We start from the raw sequence: 17,684 nt of genomic DNA on the forward strand, positions 1-17,684 counted from the left end.
AGAATATATATGAAGAAAAATTTATTGATCATCTTAACGATTTTTGCAATGGCGTTTTCCCTGCTCGCAGGCTGCTCCAGCGATACGGCGTCAACATCAGCAGACGGGAAAGTTGAAATAGAATTTTGGTACGGGCTCGGCGGTAAACTTGGAGAGGGTGTTGAACAAGCAATCAAAGAGTTCAACGAAAGCCAGGATGAAATTAAAGTCATTGGAGTTGCTCAGGGCGAGTATGATGAAACAGTCCAAAAATTCCAGGCTGCCGTAGCTGCAAAAAAAGTACCAGGTGCGGTGCTTTTACAAAATGATCCTATGCATGCTTTTGCCCAAAAAGGGGTATTGGCACCGATGGATTCCTTCATTGATAAGGATTCTGATTTTAACAAAGATGATTTTGTTGACGCATTCTTCGGACAGGGAACTATTGACGGTAAGCAATATGCAATCCCTATGTATGGCACTACACAAGTGATGTATTATCGCAAAGACATATTTGAAAAACATGGCATTTCTCCTGACTCTTTAAAAACTTGGGAATCTGTTGCCGAGATCGCGAAGACAATCAAGGAAAAAGAAAATATTTACGGCTGGGAACCGATGTATGGCCCAGATAACCTGATTGATGCTGCGTTAAGCAAAGGCGCTAAATATCTAAGCGAAGACGGAAAAGAAGTAATGATCGATTCCCCTGAATGGATTGAAACATGGGAATTTTTCCGAAAAGCAATCCATGAAGACAAGACCATGGCAATCCACCATGGCGGCCAAGGTTGGGAATACTGGTACAAAACAATTGATGACGTTATGCAAGGCAATGCCGCAGGTTACACAGGTTCAAGCGGTGACCAGGGTGACCTTGACTTCAGTCTTGTTGCTGCACATCCACAACCAGGCTGGGAAAGCCACGATGCAGCCCCGCATGCAGGCGCGATGGTCGCATCAATCCCTGCTATGGCAACAGAAGCTGAGCAGGAAGCAGCCTTCAAATGGCTGAAGTTCTTCTCGAGCGCTGAAAAAACGGCAGAATGGTCTATTAACACAGGCTACATCCCGGTTCGAAAATCAGCTAAGGAAGTGGCAGCATACAAGGAATTTGCTGAAACAAATCCACAAATCAGCGTGCCGCTTCAGCAAGCTGAAATTGCCACCCCTCCTTTCGTAGATCCTACGGGCGGAAAAATCTACGATGCTCTGGAAAAAGCAGCGGATAAAGTTGAAATTGAAGGAAAATCTGCAGCAGAAGCATTGAAAGAAGCGAAAAAAGAAGCACAGCGAGAACTGGATAAGGTTACAAGAGGTAAATGATGAAAACTTCCTTTATAGGAGTGGGAAGCGGCGTAGTTGATGCGCCGTTTTCTTCTACCTCTTTCTATTTAGACGGTGAATTCAAATGGCTGAAGCTGAAGGTTTCTTTTTCAAAAAAAGGCTGGTATTCCATTTTCGTCTGGGACCCAGCCGACAAGCTTAGGATTCAATCCCTTTATATCAATGAACCGAAGGAAATCATCCTATCCGTGAACCATGATGAGACGAGCTATTCGTCAGTACCCGGGCTGATTTTACAAGGAGAATGGAAGCTGGAGATATTGGCAGCTACATACAAAGCAAATCCAGAATACAAATTCACTTTTGAGTGCGGGCTGGATGCTGCGGCGGGTGATGGTGAGGCGGACAAGTTTGAATCATGGACTGGTAACGTAAAGACTTTGGCTGCTAAGAGCTCTATTGCGCTAGAGTTGAACACCTTCAACGATGCAAAGGTCCTCAAAACTTCCAGCCGATGGTATAAAGGCGATTTCCACACCCATACAAATGAATCAGATGGAAAAATGAGTCCGAGGGAAGGCATGGATCAGGCAAAAAAGATGGGGCTTGATTACTTCGCGGTAACCGACCATAACATCATCCCGACAAAATGGATAAACGATGACATGCTCACCATTCCCGGAATTGAAATCACTTCTTCCAAAGGGCATTTCAATGCGCTCGGCCTAAAGCAATGGGTTGACTGGCGGCCAACGTGCACGGATGGCGGCATGGAAACTGAGGAAGGCATGAACCGGGTCATTGGCGAGGTAAGGTCCGCCGGAGCACTTGTCAGTATTAACCACCCTATGCTCCAGCCTTGGGAATGGCAGTTCAGAACCACTCCCCTCTCCCTCGTTGATGTAATTGAAATCTGGAATGACCCGACTTATAAAGATAACCCTGCCGCGACTGAGGAGGCATTGCAGCTTTGGGACATCCTCTGGAATGACGGCCATCGGATTTATGGAATCGGGGGCTCTGATTCGCACTTGAGACCGGATGAAAGCTATGAAAAGAATGGTCCTCCTTCTGTGATAGGCGATCCGGCGACATATGTATTTGCAGACGGGCTGTCCGCTCTGACCATTTTAGATGGAGTGAAGAATGGCAATGTTTATGTTACAAGGGGACCAGTGTTGGATTGTCAGGTGTACATGGACAGCTCATCATACAAGCCGGGCAGCGAGATCGGAGCAAATGTCAGCGGAGATACCGTGGAATTTGATTATCAAGTAAACTACGAAAACATCGAGACAGGAGCTTCCCTACACTGGATCCTAAACGGCAATGAATACAAAAAAGTCTTATTAAATCCGAGCCGCGGCACAACCACCGAAACATTCCAGTGGAAAAAAACAGAACCAAACTGGCTCCGGCTCGAAATCCGTGGAAATAACGGACAACTACTCGCCATCACAAACCCAGTTTACTGCGGAGAAAAGAAAACAACCCTCCAAACCTGGGGCGAACTAATCGACAAAATTCGGGCGGTGCCTGTCACCACCCGAATTTCCACATAAGATAAGGCTCCTTCGAATGAAGGAGCCTATTCGTTCAATATATAGTTTATGCGGATTCGGTTTGCTGCTTCTGAATGACGCGTTTGCAAACTTCGTAGCATTCATCAATGTGGGAGTTACCAAGATACTTCATAGCTCCAAAGCTAATTCCCGCCGATACAGCTTGTCCCACGAAAGGGATGAACTTTGTAACTGACTTTACTGCCACCCTCGTGCTAATCTTTTTTAACAAAATAGCAACTACTTCTTTCGTTATGAGTTTTCCTACTAACTTACTGCCTAAAGAGGAAATAATAACAAGTATTTGCGCCTTGCTAGCAGCATCCAATTGATCAATCTGCTCGGGAGATAACCCAAACTTTCTGTTAATCGCAGGGAGAAGCTCCATCATGATGGTCACATCCCGCACCAACATCAAGACCTGGTACCGGAACAACTGCAGCAGCCGCAGAAGCAGTCGCCCGTTTATTCACCATTGACTTACACTCTTCCTTCACTCGCTCTAACTCACTCATCGTTGCTGGAATCATACTATTTATTATCCCCCTAAAAACAAATTAGACACCATCACACAATACTACCAAACTAGTACTTAATACCTATAAATTATAAATAATTTCGGACTAACCTCAGAAAATACTAAGAGATATAATTCGACAAATTTCGGGCGGTGCCTGTCACCGCCCGAAAGATTTTTGTTGAACAACTTCTAATTTTGGATTAATATGGAAGTAATAATTTGAAAATATATCCAGAATAGTAGGAGGTTTGACATGGTTACTCCTGTGCAGAAGCATTTTAGGAAGGAAATGCAAGAGTGGAATCGTACTGGTTATGATTTTGGTGCAGACAGTATTTATCACTCAGGAAAAAAACAGAGGAATAAGAGACCATGGTGGACTTATAGTGTTGCCGGAATCCTCCTTTTTTTATTGATGTTCTCCACCATTCCTAATAAATTGTATAACGATTACATAGTTAACAAGCATGATAGAATGTTCAATTACCTGCAAGCACATAAGGATTACACTGAAAAAAGTGATTATATCTTAAATGGCTATTTGACTCAGTTATCACAGAATTCCCCCTGGGGCTTAGTCTCTTTACAAAAAGATAAGGCCGCACTGAATATGCTTCTGATCGAGTCTGAAAAACTGAAAGCACCCTCAGCATTTAACACACATCAGCAGGCATTTTTAGAGACCATGGAGAAAAAGCTTTTTATTATCACATATCTAGAAATACTAGCTAAGACAAATAGTGGTTACAACGGAGAGCTTGATCAGCATATTAATGATCTGAACGTTAGCAGGCAATTAGAGCAAGACAGACTAATTAGCATCTTCAAGGCAGAGGATATCGGCTATACACTCCAGCCCGATGGAACCCTAATGTACCACATAAAAACCTACTATCCTGAAAACTCAAAATACAAACAATAAGCTCTAGTAATGTTTACAATAAGGAGATGACATCGTGTCTTTTTTTTCCCTCTTTACAAAGAAATGTGAAATATGCAAGAGAAAAACTAGCACTCTCCGAAAATACAAGAATGATCATGGAAACACAATAAAGATATGTATCCACTGTTCAAAATACGCCGAACGGAGAGCCTATATAACAAGCAGATGACTAACGCATGCCGACCAGACAACAACCTGGCCGGCAATTATTATGTTCGACAAAATTCGGGTGGTGACAGGCACCTGTCGACAGGCACCCAATACTGACTTTGATGACTGACATTATATGACTAAAGAATCATTTATTAACAATAAAAATAGTGTTATATTTTTCTAGGAATTTAATTTCCAATTCAACCAAATTACTAGGGGGATAAATTGTTGAAGAAGTTTTTAATTTCATTGTCGTTAGTGATGGGCTTGAGTCTATTTTTGCAACTTCCGCTAGCTGAATTATCAACTACAACTCATGCGGCTTCATATGGATGGAAGCAGGTAAATGGGAACTGGTACTACTACACTTCAAGTGGCGTCAAGGTAACTGGTTGGAAGTCTATCGGAGGTAAATGGTACTATTTTAACTCTTATGGTGTCATGAAAACCGGATGGGTGAAGGAAGGCTCGAAATGGTATTTTCTTGACTCTAACGGTGCAATGAAAACTGGATGGCTTCAGTCAGGCAGCAAATGGTATTACCTGAACACAGACGGCGCGATGGCTACCGGCTGGAAAAAGGTTTCAAACACATGGTACTATCTCGAGTCTTCTGGTGCAATGAGAACTGGATGGCTCCAGTCAGGCAGTAATTGGTACTATTTAAAGCCAAACGGCGCCATGCAGACATCCTGGGCCAAAGTTTCCGGTAAATGGTATTTCTTCGACACGAATGGAACGATGAAAACTGGATGGGTACAGTCAGGATCAGACTGGTATTATATGAATACCAATGGCACAATGAAAACCGGCTGGGTTTCATCTGGCGGAAAATGGTACTATCTTGACGAAGTTGATGGTTTCATGTGGACAGGTTGGATTGATGATAATGGCAAGCTGTATTACTTATATGACAATGGGGTAATGGCAGCCAGCACAACAATCAACGGAATTACTCTTGGCGCAGACGGAGCAGCAATCGAAGAAACAGGTTTTTTCAATACGGATTTAAAAAGTACAATCGGACAAATCATCAAGTATTACAATGATAGTATTAAAAAGGATTTTAAAGTAGAATACGAAGATACAAACGATATTGCGTACTTCTTCAGGAATACCGAGCCTCTCGCATACGCAGAAGCTGGAGTGGTAATGGGTGATGTATTTTTCCCGGAATTCCTCGTTGACCTTGCATATGCCCTTGGCATACCAGTAAATGAAGAGGAAATGGAAGCACTTCTGATCGAAGCATCTGACCACGGGCAAGCACATAACGAATTGGTTTCCGTATACAACGACGGAATCACCCTTGAATTCTACTGGGATATTGAAAACTATTAAAATACGACACCGACTGAATCAGATTCAGTCGGTGTTTTTTTCGACAAAATTCGGGTGGTGACAGGCACCAATCAATTGACAGATACAATCTTCGACCAGTCAAATAAACTTCCTGGGTCTGTTTTTCGTTCTGGTGAATATTCGTCGTGGCCTATGATGTGTTTCCTGTCCTTATTAATATTTTTGTTCCTGGCTGTGATGTCATTTAGCAATCGGTTAAGTGCATCATACTGCGCTTCTGTGTAGCCAATATATTCCTGAGGAATGCTCTTATAGTGCTGAGCTGACATCATTGGTGCCATCTCTTCTTGCGTACCAATTGCCATCAGTTCAATACCAATTGAGTATCTGTTCAAATGGTCTTTATACTCAGGAAATGCTAGCAAATCCCCTTTTCCTGCATGGCGCGCTGCCCTTGATTCCGGCAGCAAATAGTAAATTTCCCCATTTCGATCAATCATGTAATGCGGAGAAACCTCGTAATCTATGAAAGTTTGCCTTATTTCTTCATACACGTACGGATTCTCTGGGTTCGCGACCGCATTGCTTGAAAAGTGAAGCACAACATGAGTTTTCACATCACTGCTTGGCACGAAATTGAGCCGTGGCATAAAATCCTTAATCACCGGAATCCGCACCTCATTTTGGACTTGCTTAGGGTTCTTTTCCTCAGCACTCGCGACAACCTGTTCCTCAATCTCAGCAGAGCATCCCCCAGCCATCAGCAGAACTAAAGGCAGAACCCACAACACCAGCATCAACCTTCTTTTCATCCAATATCCCCCGATTGTAATGATCTCTCTAATAAAATATGAATATATTAATAATTCTGTTTCTCTTTGAAAAACCCTCTTTGGCAAGAAAATCAAGGAGGGATTCCCCAATTTAAGTTGATATAGTAATCCTATTTAATTGTGTTCTGTTCAAATGAAAAGAAGCATAGGGCCCATCAGCGTCCCGATGCTTCTACCAGCTAAAAACCGATCAGGGCTCCTAGGTTCCGGATTTTCTCCAGGATAGGTTCATCAACTGTCAAAAAAGGGCGTTCATTCAGGTATAGCAAGCCAAATAGCAATGGAATCAGGACGAGAGTATAAAGACTGAATACCATCGATAGAACCTTTTTTCTGCGTTCAATTATATATGATAAACATAATGAGATGGCAATCCCTGTTGTCACACCTATTATATTTGCAATGGCATCAAGGAACTCGGTGCTTCTGCCAGGATCAAAATACTGGCGATACTCTTCAATGATTCCAATTGTCACCAGGGTAATCCACACCACACTTAAATGCTGCCTGGCTCGTTGATGGTCCACGATAAGTAATATGAATAAACCTATACAAGCCGAAACCCCTGCAAAACCAGCAAAATGCATCAGTTTGTCCACTCCGAACACCAGCTTATAGTTAAACATCAGCCACATCACCCTCTCACCCACCAGCCTATCCATTGCTGCGAGAGGATAATCATGAAGAAGTAAAGCATTACGAAGGATCCATCGACAAAATTCGGGTGGTGACAGGCACCTGTCGGATTGGGCACCTGTCGAATTTCTCTCTTAAAATAGAGACCAGCACCTACTATCTGGCAGCTGGGCGTTCCAATTTATTCAAACTTCCTGCAAAAACCTTAAAGCTCTTTCCCTCATCCTTTCTTCATATTTCTCTGCCACGTTCTTTACTTCTTCAGGTTTATGGTATTCAAGGTGAAGCTGAACAAATGAAGCATAGCCCATTATATAAAGCACATGCATAATACTTCGGTTCAGAAGCTTAGAATAAGGATTATCAGGATCAATTTCAATGATGTCTATCAATCTCGAGTTCTTCACTTCTTTTACATAAATGAGAGAGCTTGATTCATTTCCAATCTGCACTTTATATCTTTCAAGGAAATAGGATGTGGTCCTTCCCTCAAAATGAATATACTCAACGGGAATGCATGGAAGCTTTTGTCTTATTAACGCTGCCTCAGGTAATTCAAGCTTCAATCGTTCATTATATTCGAACTTCAACTCGCGGAATGAACGCAGGTTCCGCAATCCAGGCTGCTCACTCGCTCTTCCCAAAAATGTGACAATATGAATCTCGTTTCCTACAAGCTCGTAAACAAATAGAATATCGGAATCAATCATCCCTCGTTTAGGAGAGTTCCTCGTAATCCTCTCCGGGATGAAAAGCAGATGATTTAACATTCGCTCCAATTCTGCAAAACCAACTTTCGGTCCTACTCTCTCATTCCATCTTTTAAAAGCATGTCCTGTTAAGATGATTGAAGAATATCTACTCGGGAAGGATGGAACCTTATTCCGTTCTCCATGGACCTTACGAAGAATGTCTTGCTTCCGATAGGTCTGGTGACAATATAATTGATGAATAGCCCGCTTGATTTTCGGCTTCCTCATTAAACTCCTGAATTTCCCCATATTAACCATTTAGTTCAGTCCTTTTCTAGTTGTCCCAATAGCATTTTAGTACAGACAGCTTCACAGCTTCCTGGCAAACTCCCGTGATTTCTGCTGCACAAGCTTCATCTCCGCCTGGTAATGTACTGGATGCACGCCCGTTTTTGCGATGATTGCCATCGTTTTGGGCAATACCTCAATCACAAACACGGACCCTTTGGCAATAGAATGGGATATTGCCCGTAATTCTTCTTTTCTATTAATTAGGTATTTCTTTTCTTCTTTAGAGCGGTTCTGTGACTCATTAGCCAGGACATTATTGGCCTCTGATCCTAGCAAATTCCTCATTAAGTCTCCCAATTTCTTTTCTTTAATCATCAGCTTCTCATCAATCTGCTCAATGACTCTGCTGATCAACCCAACCATTGCGTCATTCAACTCAACTTCTTGTTTTTTTGAAAAAGCCCGCTTTATACCTGCTGATAACCTGCCTGCCTGGCTCACACCCGCATATGCTCCTACCATTGCACCGACGACTCCCCCAGCCGGACCAAAAAGCATCGTACCAACAACAACAGTCGCCTTCTGACCAAGCGCTCCAAGTACCACTCTGGAGGTCGTGTCGCTTACCACGTTAAAAACTGCCTGGTTGATTGAAACATCATCACTCCAAACCCGCTTAATGTTGTAAATAGAACTAACCCCAGCTGCAATCCAGGGAATTTCAAAATCCAGCAGACCGTCCGCATGACTAATCGTTGCCGATGTGGCCTCCAGCACTTCCTCCCTCGATATGCTCGACACATACACTAAAGGGTTCCCTTCAAAATAAGGGGCAAGATCTTCATTCACATAAACCGGGATGTCCGGATATTTTTCAAGGTGCTCCCTCACTCCAGCGGGGTCGGCCAGATTCTTGACCTGGAATGGCTGTCCATCAACCAGGATGTCCCACCCAGGATTATTTGAGGTTTCAGGAAATTCAACATCATGGCCTTTTGCCTGGAGCTCCGCTGCAATCATTTGTTCCGCGACATAACCCTGCAGCTGGGCCATATCCCCAGTTAAAGTACCAGTATTAATCGTGCCAGCAAATTGGCTTAAGGTAAATAGGCTAGAAAGGTCCTCTGTCCGGGCAAAATCAAGACCCTGGACAACCGCAGGATTGATCATGACATAATCATAGATGAATTCACCAGCACTGATCGCAGTAACTGCCCCCGTCTGCTTCAATTGTTCAGGCGGTCCGAAGAGCATCGTCTGCAGCCTGTTCCCTGATGGTTTTTCTTCTTCAATCGAACATTTCATTGCTTCCTCATACTGGCCGTTATTCCAATAACTCCAGAAAGCTTTATTTGAAATTGCCATTTTCAAACTCTCCTAAATTTTAGTGAACAAATCAGCCAAGCCATAGTTCTCTTTCTCAAGCGTTTTGATCTTTTTTGAAAAACGGGAGTTCTCACTGTTCAATCGACTTAACTCTTCTTGTAATTCTGCCTTTTGCATATCCTCATCAGCCTTTTTCCTGAGCAGCTCCTGAAGGATCCTCCGGCTTGAAAGCACTGCATTTCTTTCATTCTCTTTAAAAGAACTCTGTGAATCCAGGACATCCTCAACCATTAAATCCAAATAAGAGTCAGCAATCTTCTCCTTTCCCTTGATATCCAGTGAAGATGAAAAATTGGATAAGCTATTCCCGATTCTCTGGAAGAATCCTGTTGAAGAATTACTTATTTTTTTGCTGCGCATGATATAGGATATGTCCTCTAGCGTTTTCAGGTATAGCTGCCTCCGCTTCGAAAATGGCTCACTCACCTTTAACTGTCTTAAATCAGCAAATTTAAGGGCCGACTTGATTCTTTGCTTCTCGCTCTCAAGCACACCCTCTTCGGACATAACCCTGGCATTCAAGTCCTTAATCTGTTTCTCGCAATCGGAGATTTGCTTTCTCACAAAGTCCTGTTCTCGAGCGATTTTCTCTAACTCCTCACGTAACTCCACATCATTCTCATATCGGCCTTCCCACTCCTGTAAAAATGGATGAAAAGAAACACTTTCCCCTCCATTGCTCATATATGGCAAGGAGATTTGCATGATGATGATCGGCAAAAGTTTGCTTTTCAGGGATTTATTTTGATGGTTGTACAGCAGGTATCCCCCGCCTAACAACATAGGAATGATAAACAATGGATTAGCCAGTACCGCAACCGTAGAAGTAAGTCCTGTATAAAAGCCAAATGGCAAAGTAAGGCCAAACAAACCCGCAAAGCTTGCCACTAATGTTGTCGCTGTAGTATAAAACGCAAACCCGCTGACCTCGACAATGATTGCAAAAACTACGCTGGTCCCGCTTGCCGCAATCGTTTTCCGCACCATTTCATCGGACAAATCATTAAGACCAAGCTTCTCCTTGATCTTCTGCTGCTTTTCTTCAGGCAAACTATGAATATAGTCATTCACCTGCTCGGCGAACTTTGTTTGATCCTCAATGGAAAAATCATTGAAACTTTCATCCAGCTCATTAAACACCTTGCTCATCTGAAACTGGATCATCTGCTGAAGCATAGTGGAGTTAGTTTGTTTCTCCGAAAATGCACGAAACTGTTTATCCTGTTTTTTATAATGCTGATAAACGTCCCGAACGACATTCGTGCACTGATCGACGATTTCCTTTTCCAGCGTATATTTCATACCTCTTAACTTCAACAAGCTTGTAATCTCCAAAAACAACTCAACCTGGATCACCCGGTCATCGATGTTTTCCAGCTTCTTAACTTCCGCTTCCAGATGCTTCGTGAAATGATCCCCATTGTCCTTTGAAAAAACATCCCTCGTCTTAGACGACAAAAGATCAACAATATTAGTCCTGCACAATAAAGCATAAACCATCCTCAGATCAGTACCCCTCAAAGAAACAAGACTATTAGCCAAAATAACTCCATCCATAGAGTTTCCTCCTCTCCTGGTATTCGACAAAATTCGGGTGGTGCCTGTCACCACCCGATTAAATGCTTTCATCTGTGGCAAAGTTCCTGAGTCTGAATTTGAATTCAACTCGGCGGGATTTTTGCCTGTCTACATTTCCATCTTTCTTTTTGAGCTGACTTTCTGATCGTCCATTCGCGGTAATATCCTTTACTACCTCAGCTTTGAACGGAAAGTCGCCGAATTCATCACTTAAAATATACCTGACGACGTTGTACGCACGCTTTTGCGATAAGTCAAGGTTATCCATATAGGAACCGACATCATCTGTATGCCCTTCAACAATTATCTCCGCAATATGCTCCTCATTTTCTTTATAAAGGACATTGAAGTAAATAGGGATAAAGGTTTTTAACTGCTCCTTGAATTCAGGTCTGACTTCAGCTTTACCTGTCTCGAAAAGAAGGTCAGCATTAAATTTTATTGCAGCTGTTTCCTTGTCGATTTCGATGTCCAGATTCGTTTTCTTGAATTCTTCTTCAAACTTACTGACAATATCCTTTCGGATTCCAGTAAGCATCGCAATTTGCTCTTCTTGCTCCTCGATCTTTTTCACCCGATCCTCTAGTTCCGTTTTTCCCTTAGCAATTTCATCCTGCATCGCCTTCGTCACATTCTCGTTGTGAATCGTTGTGGTAACCATAATAAGGATGACCACGAGCAAAATAGTAGCGAGCAGATCGGTAAAAGTTGGCCAAAAGTCATTGTCAGAGTTGGTTCCATCCAGAAGGCGCCGATATTTGTTATTCATCCATCTTCACCTTCTTATTGCCCAATCAATTCTGGATTTTTGTCTTTCACATCTGAAGCCAATTTTTGTACATTCGTATCAAGTGAAGCGATTGAGTCCTGAAGCTGGCTTAATGTAAAATAACCCACTTCTTCCATCGTTGATCTTGATGCATCCATCGCATTGAACTTTCTTTCAATAATGTCATTCGTCGTACCAATATAACGCTGGAAGTGCTTCAACGTATCTTTGAAACTATGGTCAAGACTCTCCTCAAGCAGCGTGAACAGCTTGTTCATGCTATCCGAAGACTTGATGACATAATCATTCAGAGCAGCCTTCAATGATTCAGACTGCTGTTGCTGCTGAACATAGTTGTTCTTAAATGTATATTCCATCTGCGCAGCCAGCTCTGTAAGACGCTCATTATTTGTCTTATAATTCTCAAAGTTTGCTATCGCTTCATGGAATGATTGCTGAATCAGGACATTTTGCGCAAAACTTTCCTTTAAGTAATCATTGAATTCTGCTTGAGTGGTACGGTGAGACGATAACTGTTCATCCATAAGCGTGGCAAGGTTTTGGAACATAGATGTCTGCGAGTCATTCTGGACCTTAAGCTGGGCAATCTCAAAGCCAAGCTTTTGGAAAAACTTCTGCAGTTTCTCAGTATTCTCAGTGAAAGACGCCGAAACACTTGCCAGATTTTCAAATGAACTGTTCTCAAGAATATGTTTCATTACGCTAGTCGCCGATCCAACCTCTTTAATGTAAGCGGCATTCTTATCCTCAATTCGCTGCTGGCTTTCGACAAGAAGCTGCTGCTGTGCAAGGCTTCCATCAAAAAATTTGCCCATCTCCTCGTAAGCATCGTGGACCCGTTCAACAGCTGAATTGAATACATTTGCGAATTGCTCTTTTGTGACATGGTAATCCTGGACGATATTATTAAGGACAAAACTCATTTCTTTCTGTTGCTGTACTTGTGTTTCCCAGACAGCAGACACTTTTTCAGACGAATGTTGTACCTGATTAACAAGCGCTGTTTGGATTGCCTCCTGCTGGTTGAAGTAATCAAATAATTTCCCAAAATCATCATGTATTTGTTTCGACCTCTCATTGAACAACATACTTACTTCACGCATATCTCCAAATAGATGGCTTAATTCCGTTGTATTTTTGCTAAAGTCAGCATTGAATTGATACATATTCTGGGTGGCCTTTTCGAAATTCTTCGAAAAGTCAGCGACATCAATGAATGACTGACCCATGCGTTCGATCGCATGTTTCACTTCAACCATTGCATGGATTACCTTCATATCAGAACTTTCAAGGTCACTCTGGTGGATAATGTTTTCAATTTTAAGCATTAACTGGATAAGAAGTTGTTCTGAATTTACAATTCTTGAATGCAAATTGATTGTAATTGAATAAACAATACCTGCAATGCTAGTGTAAAATGCCGTATTCACTCCGGATAGGATTGTCATAATTGAGTTATCAGCCAAACCAGCATCAATTCCGGCCAGAGAGACAACGAGACCGATGAATGTACCCAAAACGCCTATCAAAATTGTAATGGAGGCAAATGTTTGGATTAACTTTAAGGATTTTACTATATTCTTATTTTCCAGTTCAAAATCAGCAAAATAAGATTCCAGGAAGGACGGAATATTGATTTGCAGATCACTATTTTTTCTTTCAGCCTGGTACTTTTCCAATATGTTTTCAACTAGTGCCGATGAATCTGGATTTCGTTTGATTGCTGCCAACAAATTCTCCAAGTAAATATAGAAACGTTTATTTTGCTTAATAGAGTAATGAGTGATAAATGCCAACAAACCAATCGTAGCTAAAATAATTGTATTTCCAATAAATGACTGACTTTTTACTAATCCGAAATAAACCGCTGCTACATAAATAATTGGCGGCAGAAAAATAATATATTGCCATTTTGGCAGTACTTGAGCTTTGCTTCTCACGATGTTTCCCCCTGTTATATCAAAATGCTTTCCCAATAATCAGTAATGAGATGATGCCTATCCTTAAAATGAGTTTTTACTTCCTGTGCAGTGTCATCCTCATGAATCGAGACGACATTAACCTCAATACCATTTTCTTCATACACCTTCATGATTGGAAGGAAGTGCTTATCACCTGTCAGGACAAGAACCTTTTTGAACTTATCCATCCGCTCCTTCATTTTGGCAATTAACATAAGGTCATCCACATCTATCTCCCGACCGCCTTCGATGACTTTTGCCTTATCCCTGCCATTTGCAGCCACTAGGACTTGAAATCCCTGTGCTTCAAGACTAGCCTTGAATTCATCTCTTCTTGCCTTTTCATATCTAGTTTTTGAAGCACTTTCGTATACAGGGTAAAAAAGGGCGGCATATTGCTCGGTTATATTTTTCTTTTCCCCAAAAATCTTCGACAATAGGCTGCTAAAATGAATATCATATGTATGCAAACCTGTAAAAATATTGGCCGTATCAAGAAATACAGCAATCTTTTCCTGTGATTTCCCTCTTTTTCCCTGACTCTCCAAAAAAGCTTCAATCTCAATAAAATCATCAAATGCATATTCATTATTATTCAGTGCGATCATCAATAGATTGAAGTCCGAATTATGCTGGTCTTCCCTGTAGCCAGATCCGTATAACTCACCCGAAAAGTCTTCAATCAAAGCTGCAAATACCCCTAGATTGTGCTGTAGTACTTCCATTTCCGATACATTTGATTTTGACCGTTCAAGCATGTTGTACATTAGAAACTTCTCTATCTCTCCTTCTTCGTTGAATAAGAAGGAATCTATTTTCAAACCTGGACAGCCCTTCACCTTATTTTCGGTGATGTATTGGAAAAAACTAATTAGCTGCCGGATCCACTTTTGATTATTAAGCATTTTACTGACGTGAAGCCGAGTGAGAGAATATTCCTTCTTGAATGGAATCGACAAAACCGGAATTCTATCAATCTTTGAACGATTTGCATTGATTAGAAATCGATTTATTTGCTCAATTGTTCTATGAATATTCTGTTTATTCGAGAAGGAGCTCTCCCCTCTAGAAACTAATTGTGCCTTTCTTTTAATGGAATCAAGGGGTGAAATTGCTTCTGAAAAAACCTGAAGGAATTCATTCGATTCCTTTGGAAAGACAGATCCCTCATCGATTAACGATAATTCTTCCAACTCTGCCGCAGCATAAGAAGGAAACGGAATAAAAGGATGGCCGCCAACACTCTCAGCAATCCTATACATAAAATAGTGATTCCCAACCATCTTAAAAAATTCCGGGAACACCCTATCCTCCTCCAAATCCGTTAAAAAAGGAAGAACATACAACAAACCATCCGATGAAGACATAAAACCAGCTCCTTTCTATGATGAATTTCCCTAATGAACCAGGACATTACGACTACAGAAACTTTAGCCTCACCAAATATATCGACAAAAAGCCCCAAAAATTTAAAAAACTCATTCGACAAATTTCGGGCGGTGACAGGCACCCGTCGAATTACAGGCACCCGTCGAAACAAGAACTCCCTCTCTCTTTGACAGTGCTCATATCCAATATCACCACTTGCCACATACACAAACCAAGGAACCTAATCGTTTTGATAAATTTTTACATTTACTGTAACAAAATCCTCATAAACAGAGTCTAGTACGGTATAAGAATCATACCAAAAACCCTTAACTCCAAATTTCGACAAATTTCGGGTGGTGACAGGCACCTGTAAAAAAGGCCCTGTCCAATAATAATGATTATATGAGGTATGATTGAGGAATTTATAGAATATATAGAATTTGAAGTGGTGGTTGGACGGATGACTATTAGTATCTTTAATAGCGGGCGGAATCATCTAAGGTAGTTCTTTTGGGTTATTAGCATCCATATGTTCGTTCCCTAAAAAGAACACTGCGAATTCTTTAAGGTTTTAAAACTAGGAGGCATGATATGTCAAAGGTGAATAGAAACAGGAAGAAAAAGAGGACCTGGCTACGTGTGACTGGTGTGTTGGCACTTGTATTCCTAATCGGTGCTTGTGCATATTTATTTTCTATTTATACCGATGTTTCGAGAGCAGTAGAAACGATGCATGAGCCGATTGACCGCAAGAATTCTGATAAGCAGAAGCCAGAATTAGTTTCTGCCGAAGAAAGCGTTGAGACCCAAAATAAATCCCGAGAACCATTTTCTGTGCTCTTGTTGGGTGTAGATGCGCGGCCAGGTGATAAGGGGCGGTCGGATACGATGATCGTCATGACCGTGAACCCTGAACTGAACTCGACTAAAATGGTCAGCATCCCTCGGGATACTAGAACCCAGATTGTTGGTAAAGGCTTTGAAGACAAGATTAATCACGCTTACGCATTTGGCGGACCTACAATGGCGGTAGAAACCGTCGAGAATTTTCTGGATATCCCAATAGATTACTATGTTCAGGTAAACATGGAAGGCTTCAAAGATATCGTCAACGCAGTAGGTGGAGTGACGGTTACCAATGACTTAACATTTACAGAAGGCGGCCATGATTTTAACCAAGGTAAAATCGACCTGAATGGAGAAGAAGCCCTGGCATATGTAAGGATGAGAAAAGAAGATCCAAATGGGGACTTTGGCAGGCAGCAAAGACAAAGACAAGTGATCCAGGGCGTTATTAACGAAGGAAGAAGCCTCAGCTCCATCACCAAATTAGATGAAATACTCGATGCCCTGAGCAACAACGTTAAAACGAATATGACCTTACGAGAAATGGCTGATTTCCAAAAGAATTATAGAAGTGCCAGCAAAGACCTTCAACAAATACAACTCCAAGGAGCCGGAACAACCATCGATAAAATCTATTATCAAGTTTTTTCAGAAGAAGAAATTCTAGCAGTCCAAAACAAGCTTAAAACCCATTTAGAACACTCAGAAAGCACTCCAGCTTCAACCCCAAACTAGTATTATATAACATAAAGGCGCCCTCCTCTTTGATGGAAGGCGCCTCCTTTTATTTACACTCTATTCGACAAATTCCGGGTGGTGACAGGCACCTGTCGAAATGAAATTCGGGTGGTGACAGGCACCTGTCGTTGTGAGGCACCTGTCGTTGTGGGGCACCTGTCGTTGTGGGGCACCTGTCGACGAAGGCACTTCTTGAGTCGTTTAATCCAACCCTATCTGATGGTAATTAATATTGCCGTTTTCGAATCCATGGATGGTGATTGAGTATTCATGGTCAACTGGCAGGTGTTCGACTATTTCATTGATGACTTTATTTTTTATTGCTTCATTTTCATCGAAGAAATAGGTTTGTTTATAGTGTTGCTCGACATCTTTTATATCGGTGCGCTCTGTGATTATTTCTATATACTTTTGGTTCGTAAGTCTTGCGCTCTCGGCTTCGGCAAATATTTCACTTTCTGTTACCGCATTATTAAAGGTCGTTATTAGCTGATGAAACATAAAGCTAGTGTTTTTCGCTGATTTCCTGTCATCCACTCCTAAAAATAAGGTAAACGCCGCTGAATGACATATACTAGAATTGTAGGCCGTAATATTGACCATGCGTTGTAGCGCTTGGAGCTGGTTGAAAACATTTAAAGCCGCCCTGGTATTCCCTCCGGTGGAACTGATAATAAGATCAATCTGCTCCACACCCATATGAACGAGTATATCCAGATTAGTTATCAGCTTCCAAACTGAATGTTCATGAATACTCCCTGTAAACTTAACCACAGCTTTACTCATCAAATACCCCTTCCCGCATAAGTGCATTAC

16 protein-coding genes are annotated in these 17,684 nt (G+C 41.7%); 5 read left to right on the plus strand and 11 right to left on the minus strand.

Annotated features, from left to right (window positions below):
- The first annotated feature begins 9 nt into the window (after positions 1 to 9).
- Positions 10 to 1,305: an ABC transporter substrate-binding protein gene (locus LGO15_RS22115; RefSeq protein ID WP_167834305.1), complete on the plus strand. Its 1,296-nt coding sequence runs from the start codon at positions 10 to 12 to the stop codon at positions 1,303 to 1,305.
- Complete coding sequence (locus LGO15_RS22120; protein WP_226086008.1) at positions 1,302 to 2,828, plus strand: CehA/McbA family metallohydrolase; 1,527 nt, start codon at positions 1,302 to 1,304, stop codon at positions 2,826 to 2,828. Before LGO15_RS22115 ends, LGO15_RS22120 begins: the two co-directional genes overlap by 4 nt.
- Before the next feature lie 46 nt (positions 2,829 to 2,874).
- Here the strand turns inward: LGO15_RS22120 and LGO15_RS22125 are convergent, their stop codons facing one another.
- Together LGO15_RS22125 and LGO15_RS22130 are read right to left on the minus strand one after the other, a co-directional pair.
- Entirely contained in the window at positions 2,875 to 3,219 is a 345-nt protein-coding gene (locus tag LGO15_RS22125) for a hypothetical protein (protein WP_226086010.1), read from the minus strand.
- Complete coding sequence (locus tag LGO15_RS22130) at positions 3,194 to 3,358, minus strand: hypothetical protein (protein WP_226086012.1); 165 nt, start codon at positions 3,356 to 3,358, stop codon at positions 3,194 to 3,196. Before LGO15_RS22130 ends, LGO15_RS22125 begins: the two co-directional genes overlap by 26 nt.
- A 243-nt stretch (positions 3,359 to 3,601) precedes the next feature.
- Here LGO15_RS22130 and LGO15_RS22135 point away from each other — a divergent pair, with 243 nt between their 5' ends.
- Entirely contained in the window at positions 3,602 to 4,270 is a 669-nt protein-coding gene (locus LGO15_RS22135) for a hypothetical protein (RefSeq protein WP_226086015.1), read from the plus strand.
- A gap of 402 nt (positions 4,271 to 4,672) precedes the next feature.
- Positions 4,673 to 5,785, plus strand: coding sequence for a cell wall-binding repeat-containing protein (locus tag LGO15_RS22140; protein WP_226086017.1), 1,113 nt, complete (start codon positions 4,673 to 4,675; stop codon positions 5,783 to 5,785).
- A 71-nt stretch (positions 5,786 to 5,856) separates the two neighbouring features.
- Here LGO15_RS22140 and LGO15_RS22145 read toward each other — a convergent pair whose 3' ends face one another.
- From LGO15_RS22145 to LGO15_RS22180, 8 genes are all read right to left on the minus strand, one after another.
- Positions 5,857 to 6,558 (minus strand): N-acetylmuramoyl-L-alanine amidase, encoded by a 702-nt coding sequence (locus LGO15_RS22145; protein ID WP_226086019.1) that lies wholly within the window; start codon positions 6,556 to 6,558, stop codon positions 5,857 to 5,859.
- Positions 6,559 to 6,758: 200 nt separating this feature from the next.
- Positions 6,759 to 7,205 (minus strand): VanZ family protein, encoded by a 447-nt coding sequence (locus LGO15_RS22150; RefSeq protein WP_226086021.1) that lies wholly within the window; start codon positions 7,203 to 7,205, stop codon positions 6,759 to 6,761.
- Positions 7,206 to 7,400: 195 nt separating this feature from the next.
- Positions 7,401 to 8,195 carry a hypothetical protein gene (locus tag LGO15_RS22155; RefSeq protein ID WP_226086023.1) on the minus strand — a complete coding sequence of 265 codons (795 nt, stop codon included), beginning with the start codon at positions 8,193 to 8,195 and terminating at the stop codon, positions 7,401 to 7,403.
- Between the two features lie 81 nt (positions 8,196 to 8,276).
- Positions 8,277 to 9,563, minus strand: coding sequence for a hypothetical protein (locus tag LGO15_RS22160; RefSeq protein WP_226086025.1), 1,287 nt, complete (start codon positions 9,561 to 9,563; stop codon positions 8,277 to 8,279).
- 12 nt (positions 9,564 to 9,575) lie between these two features.
- On the minus strand, positions 9,576 to 11,141 hold the full coding sequence (locus LGO15_RS22165; protein ID WP_226086026.1) for a hypothetical protein: 1,566 nt from the start codon (positions 11,139 to 11,141) through the stop codon (positions 9,576 to 9,578).
- A gap of 58 nt (positions 11,142 to 11,199) precedes the next feature.
- Positions 11,200 to 11,931 (minus strand): OmpA family protein, encoded by a 732-nt coding sequence (locus tag LGO15_RS22170; RefSeq protein WP_226086027.1) that lies wholly within the window; start codon positions 11,929 to 11,931, stop codon positions 11,200 to 11,202.
- A 14-nt stretch (positions 11,932 to 11,945) separates the two neighbouring features.
- On the minus strand, positions 11,946 to 13,892 hold the full coding sequence (locus LGO15_RS22175; RefSeq protein WP_226086028.1) for a MotA/TolQ/ExbB proton channel family protein: 1,947 nt from the start codon (positions 13,890 to 13,892) through the stop codon (positions 11,946 to 11,948).
- A gap of 14 nt (positions 13,893 to 13,906) precedes the next feature.
- Positions 13,907 to 15,280 (minus strand): NYN domain-containing protein, encoded by a 1,374-nt coding sequence (locus tag LGO15_RS22180; protein ID WP_226086029.1) that lies wholly within the window; start codon positions 15,278 to 15,280, stop codon positions 13,907 to 13,909.
- Positions 15,281 to 15,875: 595 nt separating this feature from the next.
- On the opposite strand from LGO15_RS22180, the gene LGO15_RS22185 reads away from it, so the two are divergent.
- Positions 15,876 to 16,865: an LCP family glycopolymer transferase gene (locus LGO15_RS22185; protein WP_226086030.1), complete on the plus strand. Its 990-nt coding sequence runs from the start codon at positions 15,876 to 15,878 to the stop codon at positions 16,863 to 16,865.
- A gap of 204 nt (positions 16,866 to 17,069) precedes the next feature.
- On the opposite strand, the gene LGO15_RS22190 is transcribed toward LGO15_RS22185, so the two are convergent.
- The gene (locus tag LGO15_RS22190; protein ID WP_264163811.1) at positions 17,070 to 17,654 is read right to left on the minus strand and encodes an ATP-dependent Clp protease proteolytic subunit; all 585 of its coding nucleotides are present in this window, start codon (positions 17,652 to 17,654) and stop codon (positions 17,070 to 17,072) included.
- Positions 17,655 to 17,684 lie beyond the last annotated feature (30 nt).

This window comes from Mesobacillus sp. S13 (assembly GCF_020422885.1).
Lineage (GTDB): Bacteria > Bacillota > Bacilli > Bacillales > Cytobacillaceae > Mesobacillus > Mesobacillus selenatarsenatis_A.

Bases quoted from the DNA above. Each gene is read 5' to 3' on its own strand.
- LGO15_RS22115 (WP_167834305.1), top strand. From the start codon at position 10: ATGAAGAAAAATTTATTGATCATCTTAACGATTTTTGCAATGGCGTTT.
- LGO15_RS22120 (WP_226086008.1), top strand. From the start codon at position 1,302: ATGATGAAAACTTCCTTTATAGGAGTGGGAAGCGGCGTAGTTGATGCG.
- LGO15_RS22125 (WP_226086010.1), bottom strand. From the start codon at position 3,219: ATGATGGAGCTTCTCCCTGCGATTAACAGAAAGTTTGGGTTATCTCCC.
- LGO15_RS22130 (WP_226086012.1), bottom strand. From the start codon at position 3,358: ATGATTCCAGCAACGATGAGTGAGTTAGAGCGAGTGAAGGAAGAGTGT.
- LGO15_RS22135 (WP_226086015.1), top strand. From the start codon at position 3,602: ATGGTTACTCCTGTGCAGAAGCATTTTAGGAAGGAAATGCAAGAGTGG.
- LGO15_RS22145 (WP_226086019.1), bottom strand. From the start codon at position 6,558: ATGAAAAGAAGGTTGATGCTGGTGTTGTGGGTTCTGCCTTTAGTTCTG.
- LGO15_RS22150 (WP_226086021.1), bottom strand. From the start codon at position 7,205: ATGTTTAACTATAAGCTGGTGTTCGGAGTGGACAAACTGATGCATTTT.
- LGO15_RS22155 (WP_226086023.1), bottom strand. From the start codon at position 8,195: ATGAGGAAGCCGAAAATCAAGCGGGCTATTCATCAATTATATTGTCAC.
- LGO15_RS22160 (WP_226086025.1), bottom strand. From the start codon at position 9,563: ATGGCAATTTCAAATAAAGCTTTCTGGAGTTATTGGAATAACGGCCAG.
- LGO15_RS22165 (WP_226086026.1), bottom strand. From the start codon at position 11,141: ATGGATGGAGTTATTTTGGCTAATAGTCTTGTTTCTTTGAGGGGTACT.
- LGO15_RS22170 (WP_226086027.1), bottom strand. From the start codon at position 11,931: ATGAATAACAAATATCGGCGCCTTCTGGATGGAACCAACTCTGACAAT.
- LGO15_RS22180 (WP_226086029.1), bottom strand. From the start codon at position 15,280: ATGTCTTCATCGGATGGTTTGTTGTATGTTCTTCCTTTTTTAACGGAT.
- LGO15_RS22185 (WP_226086030.1), top strand. From the start codon at position 15,876: ATGTCAAAGGTGAATAGAAACAGGAAGAAAAAGAGGACCTGGCTACGT.
- LGO15_RS22190 (WP_264163811.1), bottom strand. From the start codon at position 17,654: ATGAGTAAAGCTGTGGTTAAGTTTACAGGGAGTATTCATGAACATTCA.